The 13,936-nt window shown below is 48.2% G+C and carries 11 protein-coding genes; 7 read left to right on the top strand and 4 right to left on the bottom strand.

Going from position 1 to position 13,936, the window contains the following annotated elements; translation table 11 throughout:
* Window positions 1–6: 6 nt before the first annotated feature.
* Together pntB and pntA are read right to left on the bottom strand one after the other, a co-directional pair.
* On the bottom strand, window positions 7–1,398 hold the full coding sequence (gene pntB / locus RSC70_RS05875) for a Re/Si-specific NAD(P)(+) transhydrogenase subunit beta (protein WP_025801339.1): 1,392 nt from the start codon (window positions 1,396–1,398) through the stop codon (window positions 7–9).
* Between the two features lie 10 nt (window positions 1,399–1,408).
* Window positions 1,409–2,938, bottom strand: a complete 1,530-nt coding sequence (pntA, locus tag RSC70_RS05870; RefSeq protein WP_025801338.1) for a Re/Si-specific NAD(P)(+) transhydrogenase subunit alpha — start codon at window positions 2,936–2,938, stop codon at window positions 1,409–1,411.
* A 620-nt stretch (window positions 2,939–3,558) separates the two neighbouring features.
* Here pntA and ydgH point away from each other — a divergent pair.
* Window positions 3,559–4,509 carry a DUF1471 family protein YdgH gene (gene ydgH / locus RSC70_RS05865; RefSeq protein WP_040044964.1) on the top strand — a complete coding sequence of 317 codons (951 nt, stop codon included), beginning with the start codon at window positions 3,559–3,561 and terminating at the stop codon, window positions 4,507–4,509.
* 282 nt (window positions 4,510–4,791) lie between these two features.
* On the top strand, window positions 4,792–6,183 hold the full coding sequence (locus RSC70_RS05860) for an amino acid permease (protein WP_025801336.1): 1,392 nt from the start codon (window positions 4,792–4,794) through the stop codon (window positions 6,181–6,183).
* An 81-nt stretch (window positions 6,184–6,264) separates the two neighbouring features.
* Here RSC70_RS05860 and RSC70_RS05855 read toward each other — a convergent pair whose 3' ends face one another.
* Together RSC70_RS05855 and RSC70_RS05850 are read right to left on the bottom strand one after the other, a co-directional pair.
* Window positions 6,265–6,684 carry a hypothetical protein gene (locus tag RSC70_RS05855; protein ID WP_115102662.1) on the bottom strand — a complete coding sequence of 140 codons (420 nt, stop codon included), beginning with the start codon at window positions 6,682–6,684 and terminating at the stop codon, window positions 6,265–6,267.
* A 621-nt stretch (window positions 6,685–7,305) separates the two neighbouring features.
* Window positions 7,306–8,199, bottom strand: a complete 894-nt coding sequence (locus tag RSC70_RS05850) for a LysR family transcriptional regulator (protein ID WP_332542010.1) — start codon at window positions 8,197–8,199, stop codon at window positions 7,306–7,308.
* 177 nt (window positions 8,200–8,376) lie between these two features.
* Here RSC70_RS05850 and RSC70_RS05845 point away from each other — a divergent pair, with 177 nt between their 5' ends.
* The 5 genes from RSC70_RS05845 to RSC70_RS05825 all read left to right on the top strand — a co-directional run bounded on the left by RSC70_RS05845 (window position 8,377) and on the right by RSC70_RS05825 (window position 13,928).
* On the top strand, window positions 8,377–9,354 hold the full coding sequence (locus tag RSC70_RS05845; protein WP_040044967.1) for an NAD(P)H-dependent flavin oxidoreductase: 978 nt from the start codon (window positions 8,377–8,379) through the stop codon (window positions 9,352–9,354).
* A 177-nt stretch (window positions 9,355–9,531) separates the two neighbouring features.
* Window positions 9,532–10,254 carry a dihydromonapterin reductase gene (gene folM, locus RSC70_RS05840; protein ID WP_282807042.1) on the top strand — a complete coding sequence of 241 codons (723 nt, stop codon included), beginning with the start codon at window positions 9,532–9,534 and terminating at the stop codon, window positions 10,252–10,254.
* A 52-nt stretch (window positions 10,255–10,306) separates the two neighbouring features.
* A complete protein-coding gene (gene rstA, locus RSC70_RS05835; RefSeq protein ID WP_332542009.1) occupies window positions 10,307–11,020 on the top strand; it encodes a two-component system response regulator RstA in 714 nt (237 codons plus the stop codon).
* 6 nt (window positions 11,021–11,026) lie between these two features.
* Window positions 11,027–12,349 (top strand): two-component system sensor histidine kinase RstB, encoded by a 1,323-nt coding sequence (rstB, locus tag RSC70_RS05830; protein WP_332542008.1) that lies wholly within the window; start codon window positions 11,027–11,029, stop codon window positions 12,347–12,349.
* A 94-nt stretch (window positions 12,350–12,443) separates the two neighbouring features.
* The gene (locus tag RSC70_RS05825) at window positions 12,444–13,928 is read left to right on the top strand and encodes a carboxypeptidase M32 (RefSeq protein ID WP_332542006.1); all 1,485 of its coding nucleotides are present in this window, start codon (window positions 12,444–12,446) and stop codon (window positions 13,926–13,928) included.
* The last annotated feature ends 8 nt before the right edge of the window (window positions 13,929–13,936 follow it).

Raw genomic sequence — 13,936 nt, 5'->3', positions numbered from 1 at the left:
GGGTGATTACAGCGCGCGCAGAATAGCTTCCACGCTGGCTTTCGCATCACCAAATAGCATTTGGGTATTGTCTTTGAAGAACAATGGGTTCTGAACGCCAGCATAGCCGGTGTTCATTGAGCGTTTGAACACGATAACATTCTGCGCTTTCCACACTTCCAACACCGGCATACCGGCGATTGGGCTACGTGGATCTTCCATTGCCGCTGGGTTTACCGTGTCATTCGCGCCAATAACCAGAACGGTATCGGTATCAGCAAAGTCGTCGTTTATCTCGTCCATTTCTAGCACGATGTCATACGGGACTTTTGCTTCTGCCAGCAATACGTTCATGTGTCCTGGCAAACGACCGGCAACCGGATGAATACCAAAGCGAACTTTTACGCCCATCGCACGCAGCTTCGCGGTGATTTCTGCCACCGGATACTGCGCCTGAGCCACGGCCATGCCGTAGCCTGGGGTGATAATCACAGATGAAGAGCCTTTCAACTGTTCAGCCACTTCTTCAGCCGTAGTTTCGCGGTACTCACCCATTTCCTGATCTTCACCCGTTGAAGAGCCATCGGTACCAAAACCACCGGCTATAACGCTGAAGAACGAGCGGTTCATCGCCTTACACATAATGTAAGACAGGATGGCACCGGAAGAACCCACCAACGCACCAGTCACGATCAGCAAATCGTTGCTGAGCATGAAGCCCGCAGCCGCTGCGGCCCAACCGGAATAGGAGTTCAGCATAGAAACCACAACCGGCATGTCTGCACCGCCAATTGAGGCCACCAAATGCCAACCAAACGCCAGAGCAATGATTGTCATCAGCAGTACGCACATGACCTGAACGCTGGTGCTACCGGTATTAACGAACCATACCATCAGAAGGAAAGAGACAACCAGCGCAGCCAGGTTCAGCTTATGACGGCTTGGCAACATTAGTGGCTTAGATGAAATCGTGCCACGTAGTTTACCAAATGCGACGATAGAACCGGTGAAGGTGACCGCACCAATGAAGATACCGAGGAACACTTCGGTCAGATGGATGTTTTCCATCACATGTTCCATCGAACCCGGCTGGTGTTCAATAAAGCTGTTAAAGCCGACCAGTACGGCTGCCAAACCCACGAAGCTGTGCAATACGGCAACCAGCTCTGGCATTTCGGTCATTTCGACTTTCTTCGCCAGATAGATACCAATGGCACCACCGATCACCATGGCAACGATGATCCAGCCAACGTTGCTGGAATCTGGGCCAAAGATGGTTGCGATCAACGCAATGGCCATCCCGACAACGCCAAAAATGTTACCCTGCTTGGACGTTTCGTGTTTAGACAGACCCGCCAGACTAAAAATAAACAGGATCGCGGCAACAATGTATGCTGCAGTAACTAATCCTCCAGACATGTGTTACCCCTTAGTTCTTGCGGAACATTTTCAGCATGCGCTGAGTCACGGTGAATCCACCAAAAATGTTAATGCTGGCAATCAGCACGGCGATAAAAGCAAAGAACGTGATCCAGCCGCCGTGGCCAATTTGCAGCACCGCCCCCACCACGATAATCCCTGAAATCGCGTTGGTTACCGACATCAATGGCGTATGCAGTGCGTGACTGACATTCCACACAACGTAATAACCGACCACGCACGAAAGTGCGAAAACGGTAAAGTGCGAAAGAAACTCTTTTGGTGCGACATTCGCCAGCCAACCAAACAGGATAATGGCGACGGCAAGAATGATATATTTTTTGAATGGAGAAGCCGGTTTCTCTGGCTCTTTTGCCGCAACAGGTTCAGCCGCTTTCGCTTTTGGCTGAGCAGAAACCTGAATTGGCGGTGCTGGCCACGTCACTTCACCGGTTTTAACGACGGTAACACCGCGAATAACGGTATCGTCGAAATCAACGTTAAGCGTGCCGTCTTTCTCTTTGCACAACAGTTTCAGCAGGTTTACCAAGTTGGTGGCATACAGCTGAGATGACTGGGTTGGCAACCGGCTTGGCAGATCGGTATAGCCTATGATTTTCACGCCGTTTGGCGTTTCGGTTACCGTGTCCGCGACTGTCAGTTCGCAGTTACCGCCGGTTTGCGCCGCCAAATCGACAATCACGCTGCCCGGCTTCATGGACTCAACCATTTCTTTGGTAATCAAGCGTGGGGCAGGTTTACCCGGAATCAGCGCCGTGGTGACGATAATATCCACGTCTTTCGCCTGAGCGGCGAACAGTTCCATCTCAGCTTTAATGAACGCCGGAGACATCACCTTAGCGTAGCCATCGCCGCTGCCGGCTTCTTCCTCGAAGTCTAGCTCAAGGAACTCGGCGCCCATGCTTTGTACTTGCTCTTTCACTTCGGGGCGCGTATCGAAGGCGCGCACTATGGCACCTAAGCTTCCCGCTGCGCCGATCGCAGCTAAACCAGCCACGCCAGCACCAATGACCATCACTTTGGCAGGAGGAACTTTACCTGCTGCGGTGATCTGTCCGGTAAAGAAGCGCCCGAATTCGTGTGCGGCTTCAACAATGGCACGGTAACCCGCGATGTTTGCCATGGAGCTCAGGGCGTCGAGGGATTGGGCGCGAGAAATACGCGGCACGGAATCCATCGCCATAACGGTGACCTGACGCTCTGCCAGTTTTTGTAGCAGATCTTGGTTTTGTGCAGGCCAAATGAAGCTGATTAAAGTACTGCCCGGATTCATCAGGGCAATTTCTTCATCTTCTGGCGCATTCACTTTTAAAATGACGTCAGATTGCCAAATATCTTCATAACCAACAATTTCGGCTCCAGCCTGCTGGAATGCCGCATCATCGAAGCTCGCTAATTTGCCAGCACCGTTTTCGATCGCCACGGTAAAACCCAATTTCAGTAGCTGCTCTACCGTTTTCGGCGTGGCTGCTACACGGGCTTCATTGGCCAACCGCTCTCTGGGTATACCAATACGCATAATCTTCCCTTTTCACCTGTCAATAAGATGAGCGTCATCCTGAGATAGCGATGACCGTCAGAGCCTTGCAGCTCAGTGTTTGCTATACCTTTTTTACACAGAGTAGAAACTCTTGCTACTTTAGGTATACATAGCTACCTATAACCTACTGAAAATATAACCGATGATCCACTATTCCCATACGTTTGCAGGCTATATTTAATAAAATTTATCGCTTTATGTTCAGGATTAGTAGAAAGATTGTGAAAACGGGTCTTAATATCTTGATTTCACGGTCAAAAGAGTGGGTAGATATTAGCCAGACGATTGCCATGAAGCCTTTTAATCATGAACTTGAATGATGCGTTAACACAAACTTAACACTTGAGTGCTATTCTGGCTGCTACGCGAATTTCTTTAGCGTAATCTAGAATGAAGCAAAAATGCGATTTGGTAACCATATCACTGAGTACGCATAAATTACTGAGGCATGACAACTTATTACATGTAATAATCTGCCCCATTATTTTTTACATACATTGTCACTACGATAAGTTGAGCATCAGCAGAAACAACTGTTAAAAGACGAAACGGTTCTGCCTGCAATACTCGTCAATGCAAAAAGGCGTAAAGGATTTTTTATGAAGCTGAAAACCACCATTATTGCATCAGCGTTATTGTCTCTTACTGCGCTGTCTGTTCAGGCTGCACAGGAACTCACACCAGAGAAAGCCTCCGAACTAAAACCATTTGAACGAGTAACGATCAGCGGACGCTTTAACGCGATCAACGATGCAGCAAGCGCGGTTTCTCGTCGTGCCGATAGCATGGGCGCTGACTATTTCTATATTCAGGACATTAATAACAGCAATAACGGCGGCAACTGGCGTGTCACGGCGGACGTGTATAAGAAAGATGCCGAGACCGTGAAAGAAACGACAAACTACCGCGAATTCAACGGCGTGAAAGAACTGCCTAAGACAGAAGCTTATCTGCTCCAGCCTTACGACACCGTTACCGTAAGCGGCTTCTTCCGCAGCCAGCCTGATGTGACCGATGCCATCAGCCGTGCAGCAGCCAAGAAAGGTGCAGCCTCCTACTTTATCGTTCGCCAGATTGACGCCAATAGCGGCGGCAACCAATACATTACGGCTTACATTTATAAAGCTGACGCCCCGAAACGTCAGGTTCAGAGCCCAGATGCGATCCCTGCCGATTCTGACGCGGGTAAAGCCGCACTGGCTGCCGGTGGCGCAGCGGCTGCCAACGTTGAGATCCCAGGCGTGGCTTCATCAGGCACACCAAGCACTGGTGTAGGTCGCTTCTTCGAAACTCAGTCGTCTACCGGTAAGCGCTATACCGTTACGCTGCCAGACGGTACGCAGATTCAGGAAGTGAATAACACTACCGCTGCTCAAATGGTTCCATTTGACTCAGTGACCTTTACAGGTCACTTCAACAGCATGACCGATGTGTCTTCTGAAGTGGCTAAGCGCGCAGCGAAGAAAGGTGCGAAGTACTACCACATTACGCGTCAGTGGCAGAACAAAAGCGGTGGTAACCTCACCATTAGTGCCGATCTGTTCAAATAATAAATCTTTCATATGTCGTGCAAAGGGCAGCCATTGGCTGCCCTTTCTTATTGGCGTAATTATTCACGCGATCGCAACGAAACGTATCTGCGAAAAACATCAGCTAACAATTGCATACTTTTTTGCATAAAACGCATATTCATCCATTGCACCCCCACCCCTCAACTCGTACAATCTGCGCCACTTTTACGGTTTAATGTTTTGCATATTTGAACGCATAACCGTATTTAAACTCATCATATGTTATCAAACAGTTAATTACACTGGTTTCAGGACTTCGCATTGGATAAAAAACTCGGACTCACCGCCCTAACGGCTTTAGTACTCAGCTCTATGCTAGGGGCTGGCGTTTTTAGTCTGCCACAAAATATGGCTGCTGTAGCGAGTCCCGCTGCATTGCTGATCGGTTGGACGATTACCGGCGTTGGCATTTTGTTCCTCGCCTTCGCCATGCTGCTACTGACCAGACTTCGACCTGACTTAGACGGCGGTATTTTTACCTACGCCAAAGAAGGGTTCGGTGAACTCATCGGTTTTTGCTCAGCTTGGGGATATTGGCTATGCGCGGTTATTGCGAACGTGTCGTATCTGGTGATTGTATTTGCTGCCCTGAGTTTCTTTACTGATTCGGCGGGTCATACCGTCTTTGGCGACGGTAATACATGGCAGGCTATCGTCGGCGAGTCTATTTTGCTTTGGGTGGTTCACTTCCTGATCCTGCGCGGGGTGAAAACGGCGGCGGGTATTAATCTTGCCGCAACACTGGCTAAGCTATTGCCTCTGGGCCTGTTTGTGGTTCTCGCCGCGATGGCGTTCAAGCTTGATACCTTTAAGATTGATTTTACCGGCATCAAGCTGGGCGTTCCTGTTTGGGAACAGGTAAAAGACACGATGCTCTACACGCTATGGGTATTCATCGGGGTTGAAGGCGCAGTCGTCGTGTCTGCACGCGCTAAGCATAAGAAAGATGTTGGCTTAGCCACCATGCTGGCCGTGATTTCGGCGTTAGTGGTTTACCTGCTCATCACTCTACTTTCACTCGGTGTGATGCCTCGCGCTGAACTGGCTGAAATCCGTAATCCATCAATGGCAGGTTTGATGGTGAATATGATGGGGCCAATCGGCGAGATTATTATTGCCGCAGGGCTGATTGTATCGGTGTGCGGTGCCTACTTGAGCTGGACTATTATGGCTGCGGAAGTGCCCTTCCTTGCTTCCCAGCAAGGGGCGTTCCCTAAGATTTTCGGTAAACAAAATAGCAAAGAAGCCCCCGCTTCATCGCTTTGGCTGACCAACGGTGCCGTTCAAGTTACCCTGATTATCATCTGGCTGACGGGAGCAAACTACAATAACTTGCTCACTATCGCTTCAGAGATGATTTTGGTGCCTTATTTCTTAGTCGGCGCGTTCCTGTTAAAAGTGGGTCGTCAGAAGCAAGACAAACGAATTATGTTTGCCGCCTACGGCGCCTGTGCTTATGGTCTATGGCTGATTTATGCTTCCGGCATCACACATCTGCTGATGTCTGTCATGCTGTATGCGCCCGGTCTGTTGGTCTTTATGTTTGCTCGTCGTGGTTTAGAGAGCAAAAAAGATCTGTGTGGAATGGAGCGCATGGGCATCTTCCTGCTGCTGCTTGCAACCTTCCCAGCTGCATGGTTTATGTTTGGTTAATATGCTTGGCTAATTAGCCAGTAGAAACGCAAAAAGGTGGCTTAGGCCACCTTTCAATTTTAGGAACGTTATTTTGTTAGATTATTTGGCGGCAATAACAACGTGTAAACGCTCGTCATCTTGAGTCATGCTAACCGCATTACGACACTCGGCCTTAATCACTTTTAGCTGTTCATCTTCAAGCGCATAAGGCAGCTGGATATCGAGCTCCTGCAATCCTTGGCTTTTCACCAATTCAATGAGACGGATAATATTCGTTTCATCACTGACCTGCGTAGAAAGCACCTGCATCGCGAGCTGGCGGATCTGTACATTAAGATTTTCAATCGATTTGAATTCTGAGCAACGATTCTGGGAACGCGTCACCATGCCAAATAACGGCATCACGCCGTAGATTGCGTCTAAGAAACTCCAGTGCTTGTCACAGGAAGCTGACAGAAACCGCGTGTAATCAAAACAAAGTGTTTCTCTATCACCGACGGTCGAATGAATACCGGACATTTCCTTAGCCTCCCCTCTGTAAGACAGCGACACATACGCACAAAGAATAATTTAATGGTTAAAAATGCAGACGCAATCAGTCATATTTATATTTTAACGCCCAACCCATAATGGCATTTTCTGAAATAGAAAACCATATGCAAAATGAAACTTAATATAATAAATATAAATATCATCATCGCCGTTTCATTATTTTATCGTCTCATTAAAAATTTAACTTATTTGTTAATTTGATTTTACATTGTTAACACTTAATATATTACCTTCATAGTACCAGCAAGATCGGCTATGTTATGGGTAACGTCAAACCTCCCTTTACCGGCGTGACGTCAGGTACTATCTAGCCTGAGCAATGTTTAGCTTGCCCCTATTGAATTGCAGTTTTTATAACGTTAAGTAACTACTCTCTATATAAAATAAATTTTAAGCTCAGTGATTTTACGCAATCTAATAAAACCTTTCTTTTAATTCACCTAACTTATATTTAAGTCACACTATACTCATCCACCAGAGTATTTCTTTAAAGTGAATATCACTAGATTCAATACCTAATGACTTCATTCTCTAAATTCTAAATACTGATATTCAGTATTTTATTTTTTGTCAGCCAATTAGTTTTAATTAACCTTTCCGCAACAATTCTTCAAGCCATTCAGCAAACGCACGTACTTTTCTTGAAAGGTGACGGTGTGGATAAAGCAACGACAGTTTGCGGTGCGGGACTGGATAGTTAGGCAACACCTCAACAAGCCGCCCACTATCGAGATAAGGCTGTAGAAAAAATCGCATGCCCTGTAAAAGCCCTAAGCCAGCAAGGCCTGCAACGATGTAGGCTTCAGAATTATCCATGATCAGTTTACCCGGTGGGTGAATCTCCGCCGTTCCTGTCTCTGTTTTAAATATCCACGGCATTGTCTGACGACTATTGCTATTAACCCAGTTAACGGCCTGATGATGCTGTAAGTCTTCGAGGGTATCTAACCTACCGTGCGCGGCAAGATAGGCAGGGCTGGCGCAGGTGAGCATGTCGATGTTTCCCAACGGGCGTGAAATATAGTCGCCGTCTTCTAACTCTCCCATTCGCAAGACGCAGTCCAAACCATCACGCAGCATATTTCGGCGACGATCGGAGCAACTGAGAATAATTTCTATATCGGGGTGCATACGATAAAAATCCGGCAGATTGGGTACCACGCGCAAGGCAGCAAAGGAGATCGGCATATCCACGCGTAACTGCCCAGATAAAGGACGGTCTGGGGCAAAGGATTCGAGCAAATCATCCGCCTGTGCCAATAGTGGTTTGCTGCGCTGATAAAAATCCTCACCTTCAGGCGTCAAATTTATCTGGCGCGTTGTGCGCTGTAGCAGACGCACGCCGCTGTGCTGCTCTAACTGCTGTAGGGCTTTGGTTACTGCTGGACGATGAATTTGCAGGTTTTCTGCGGCTCGGGTAAAACTGCCAGATTCAACAATCTCGATAAAAACTTTAATTAATTCAAAAAGATTAATTTGCATAGCACGCTTCATTCACAGTGAGGTCAATCGCGGAACGCGAGAATATATAAACCTTATTGTTACATATCTAATAATAGTGATGTATCAGTATTGCTATTTTTCTCAATAATAAAAATCACTAGACTCGCCCTACTCTTAAAAACCAGTCTGAAGCGTTCTTCAGAAGGAAATTGTGTTATGCAAAATAATCGTATCTGCCAAATCTTAGGCATAGAAAAACCGGTGATTCAGGGACCACTATCCTGGCTTACCGATGCCCGTTTAGTTGCAGCGGTCAGCAACGCTGGAGGTCTTGGTGTTTTGGGCCCCAATGCAGGTTTAACGGCTGAAACGGCGGTATCTACGCCACACGAAACGGCTGAAAAAATGCGTGAAGAAATTCGAAAAACCAAAGCGCTGACTGAAAAACCGTTTGGCGTTAACCTGATCCCCTCACCTGAGAATGACATCTGGACTCCGCCTATCCTGCAAGTTATTAAAGAAGAAGGCGTCAAAGTCGTGGTTTATACCGCGTATGGTGAAGGTGCGGTGATCCCCGCATTGTTTAACGAATTAAAAGGCGCCGGCATTGCTATCATCTATCGCGATCTCGACCCATCGCCAGAAAATACCCGCATTGCTGAAGCCGCCGGTGCAGATATTATTGTGGCAACCGGTTTTGATGAAGGTGGAACCCTCCCCGGCAAAGCCTTAGGCACATTTTCAGTGGTACCGCTAATTGCCGATGCGGTACAAAACGTGCCTGTATTGGCGGCTGGCGGCATCACTGATGGCCGAACGGCTAAAGCGGCACAGGCCCTTGGCGCTAGCGGAGTCTTTGCGGGTTCAGTCTTTATCAGCACTGAAGAAAGCCGTGTGCCTCAGTCGGTAAAAGATAAAATTATTCAGTCTGATGGCTTAGATATGCAGCTTTTCCGTACTCAACCTGCCTACTATCGCTCTCTGCCCGGTAAGCTAACAGAAAAACTGGTTGCGATGGATAAAGCGGGAGCCAGTAACGAAGAGATCGGAAAAGTGATGGGCGGCTTGCGCGGTTTACGAATTGGTATGCTTGAAGGCAATACCGATGAAGGTTATATCTCGCTGGGTACCGGTATCGGCAGTATCCGAGGAGTGAAAAGCGTGGCCGACGTGGTAAATGAATTAACTGTATAGATGTATAATAGTTTCCCGCCGTTTATGGCGGGACGTCTGACGATTAAAAGCAACGCCACGCCTTATCTAATTAGTCATCCAGATACGTTTCTCTATGTGCTAACAACTGCAACAAGTGGCATAATCTGCGGCAACATTTGCATTATGCCAAAGCCACTAAACATAGGGACCGAATACATGACCAATGCCTACTCCTCCCCCGTCTTAATCACTGGAGGTGCCCGCAGAATCGGGCTGGCATTAGCGCATGCATTGTTGTCACAGGGAACCGCTGTGATTGTGGCCTATCGCAGTGAATACCCAGCGTTAGAAGGATTACGCAGCGCGGGTGCGGTTTGCATTCAAGGTGATTTCACCCAAACTGACGAAATCTATCGTTTTGCCGAACTGGTTAAAGCTCACACGCCCAAACTGCGTGCGGTTATTCATAACGCCAGTGCGTGGTTGGCCGAATCACCAGAGACCGCGCCCGAACAAACGTTGGCATCTATGCTGCAAATTCATGTCTATACCCCCTATCTTCTTAATCAACTTTTGGAGCCATTGCTGGTTGGTCAAGGCGAAGCCGGAGCCGATATTATCCACATCACCGATTATGTGGTGGAACGCGGCAGCGCCAAACATATCGCGTATGCCGCAAGCAAAGCGGCATTGGACAATATGACCCGATCTTTTGCGGCGAAATTGGCACCAGAAGTTAAAGTGAATGCCATTGCTCCTGCGCTAATCATGTTTAATTCATTGGATGATGATGAGTACCGCCAAAAGGCGCTAGACAAATCATTGATGAAAATAGCGCCGGGTGAACATGAAATAGTGAATACCATTGAGTTTCTGTTGAACAGCCGGTTCGTGACTGGCCGTACTATTAGCGTGGATGGTGGGCGTCCACTGCGTTAGTTTGCAAAACTCATATAAAATCGTTTTACCACGCGAAGGCATAGAAATCGTTATGAACAACATTGTATTTGTTGAAGATGATCAAGAGGTTGGGCAGCTTATTGCGGCATACCTTGGTAAGCACGATCTCGATGTCACCATCGAGCCGCGCGGTGATACGGCAATGGAAACGATTATTCGCCTTAATCCTGACTTGGTTTTGCTGGATATCATGTTGCCCGGCAAAGACGGTATGACGTTATGCCGCGATTTACGCCCCGTGTACAAAGGCCCTATCGTGCTGCTCACCTCGCTCGACAGCGATATGAATCATATCTTGTCGCTTGAGATGGGCGCTAATGACTATATTCTAAAAACGACGCCACCGGCGGTATTGCTGGCGCGCTTGCGCTTGCATTTACGCCAGCATCAACCACAAACAATAGAAAGCGAAGCGACACCGGTGAATACCCGCAACGGTATTCATTTTGGGCAGTTGCGTATTGACCCAGTGAATCGTCAGATCACGTTGAAAGATAAGAATATTAACCTTTCGACCTCCGATTTCGACCTGCTGTGGGAACTGGCGACCCATGCGGGAACCATTATGGATCGCGATGCCCTGCTGCTCACTCTACGCGGCGTGAGCTATGACGGCATGGATCGCAGCATCGACGTGGCGATTTCTCGCCTGCGTCGAAAACTGGATGACAACGCAATTGACCCGTTCCGTATTAAAACCGTGCGAAATAAGGGCTACCTGTTTGCACCGAATGCGTGGGAATAATTTTCAATGAGAAAGCTTTTTGTTCAGTTTTATCTGTTGTTGTTCGTCTGCTTTCTGGTGATGGCCATGCTAGTTGGGCTAGTTTATAAGGTCACCGCCGAGCGTGCCGGACGCCAATCAATGGATGACCTGATGAAAAGCTCGCTCTATCTTATCCGAAGTGAGCTGCGCGAAATTCCCCCACGCGATTGGAATAAAACCATTAACAAGCTCGATTGGAATCTCTCGTTTAAGTTCCATATTGAGCCATTGGGTAAACGTCAGCTCCCTTCTGATTTAGAAAAAAAATTGAGAAATGGCGAAATTGTGGCTTTGGATAGTGAATATTCATTTATTCAGCGCATCCCGCGTAGCCACTACGTTTTAGCCGTCGGCCCGATTCCGTACCTTTTCTATTTGCATGAAATGCGCCTGCTGGATTTGGCTCTGTTGCTGTTCATCGGGCTTTCGTTAGCCCTACCGGTTTTTCTCTGGATGCGCCCTCATTGGCAGGATTTATTGAAATTAGAGAATGCGGCTCAGCGCTTAGGTGAAGGCCATCTCGAAGAGCGAACACATTTCGAACCCACGTCGAGCCTGCATCGGCTCGGGGTGGCTTTCAATCAAATGGCCGACAATATCAACACACTCATCATCAGCAAAAAACAGCTGATAGATGGCATAGCCCACGAACTGCGCACGCCGTTGGTTCGTCTACGCTACCGCTTAGCCATGAGTGAAAATCTGTCTGAATCCGAGCAAACGGCGTTAAATCGTGATATCGCGCAGCTCGAAGGGCTGATAGACGAACTGCTGACCTACGCTCGCCTTGACCGCCCTCAGGTTGAGACCAATTTAGAAGCCATCGATCTGCCTAAATGGTTAGCCGAACGCATCGCAGACTTTCAGATGATTCATCCTGAGCATGAAATTACGCTCGATATTCCTCACGCCGGTGATTTTGGCGCAGTCGATCTGCGGCTGATGGAGCGCGTATTAGATAATTTAGTGAACAATGCCTTACGCTACAGCCAGAAAAAACTGCGCATTGGGCTGTGGTTGGATGGTGACATTGCCTGTTTACAGGTTGACGATGATGGCCCAGGGATTCCGCCAGAAGAACGCGAAAGAGTCTTTGAGCCCTTTGTTCGCTTAGACCCAAGCCGCGATCGGGCAACCGGTGGCTGCGGGCTGGGGCTCGCCATTGTGTACAGCATTGCTCAAGCCTACCAAGGGACTATTTCTGCCAGCGGTAGCTCGCTGGGCGGTGCTTCCATGCTATTTACCTGGCCACGCCGTCAGGCTGATACCGTGCCGGTTATCAATGTACAAAGCGATAACCGCTTATAATTTTTATTGCCTCTATACTCCCCAATAATCGGCGTTGCATCAGCTAAGATGCCGCTTCAAGTTTGACGAGTATAGACGCCATTTGGAGCCTACGATGACAAACGCCTACCAGCATCTTCGCGACACGTTTACTCGCCTATCTCGCTTCTCGCACCTTTCCGCCATTACTGGTTGGGATATGCAAACACAAATGCCTGCCGGCGGCAGTCAGGCGCGAGCAGAAGCGCTAGCCGAATTAAGCGTATTGATGCACCAAACGTTAACCGCCCCGCAGGTTGCAGACTGGATCGAACAGGCGAAAAGTGAAGATTTAAACCCAGAGCAACAGGCAAACCTTGCTGAAATTACACGTCGCTATCAGCAGGCCGTGATCTTGCCGGAAAAGTTTGTTTCGGCAAAATCATTAGCCGGTATGCAATGCGAGCACGCGTGGCGTACCCAGCGCCCGAATAACGACTGGGATGGATTCGTAAAAAACTTTACTCCGGTTGTGGAATTAAGCCGTGAAGAAGCGCAAATCCGTGCTGAAAAAACCAATGTGAGCCGCTACGACGCCTTGCTCGATCTCTATGAACCGGGCATGACCAGCGCGCGCCTCGATACGATCTTCGCTGACGTAAAAAGCTGGCTGCCGGATTTATTAAAAAACATCGTCGAAAAACAGAAAACAGAATCAACACTCGCCGCGCAGGGCCCTTTTGCGGTTGATAAACAGCGCGCTCTGGGCATAGAAATCATGCAGGTACTCGGCTTTGATTTTAATCACGGCCGATTAGACGTGAGTGCTCATCCCTTCTGCGGCGGAGTACCTGAAGATGTGCGTATTACTACACGCTATACCGAAGATGATTTTCTTAGTGCATTGCTGGGCATCGTGCATGAAACAGGCCACGCTCGGTATGAGCAAAACTTGCCAAAACAGTGGGCTGGACAACCGATTGGTGAAGCACGCTCAACGGCAATCCATGAATCCCAAAGCTTATTTTTCGAAATGCAACTGGCGCGCAGCGAGCCTTTCCTCGCGTTTTTACGCCCTTATGTGCAAAAAGCTTTCGGCGATCAACCCGCTTTTGAACAAGGCAACTTTTTGCGTATGAACCAGCGCGTTGAGGCCGGTTTTATACGTATTGATGCCGATGAAGTTAGCTACCCAGCTCATGTCATTTTGCGTTATGAAATTGAGCGCGCGCTGATTGAGGGCGAGATTGAAGTGCAACATATTCCAGAGCTTTGGAATGAAAAAATGCAGTCTTACCTCGGCTTAAACACACAGGGTAATTTCCGTGATGGTTGTATGCAGGATATCCATTGGACAGACGGTGCCTTTGGTTATTTCCCTACCTACACTCTAGGTGCGATGTATGCCGCTCAGCTGTTCGCCTCAGCAAAAAATGCCTTCCCTGACCTTGACCAACAGATCTTGCGCGGCGATCTTTCTGCGCTTTCAGGTTGGTTACGCCAAAATATCTGGCAGCATGGCTCACGTTTCGATACTGATACGCTGATTCAAAATGCTAGCGGAGAAACACTCAACCCAAGCTTCTTCCGTCGTCATTTAGAGCAGCGCTATTTAGGCTAACTACTCAG

It is taken from the genome of Hafnia sp., assembly GCF_036648275.1.
GTDB classification, from domain to species: domain Bacteria; phylum Pseudomonadota; class Gammaproteobacteria; order Enterobacterales; family Enterobacteriaceae; genus Hafnia; species Hafnia alvei.
This window is presented reverse-complemented; position numbering and strand designations above follow the sequence as displayed.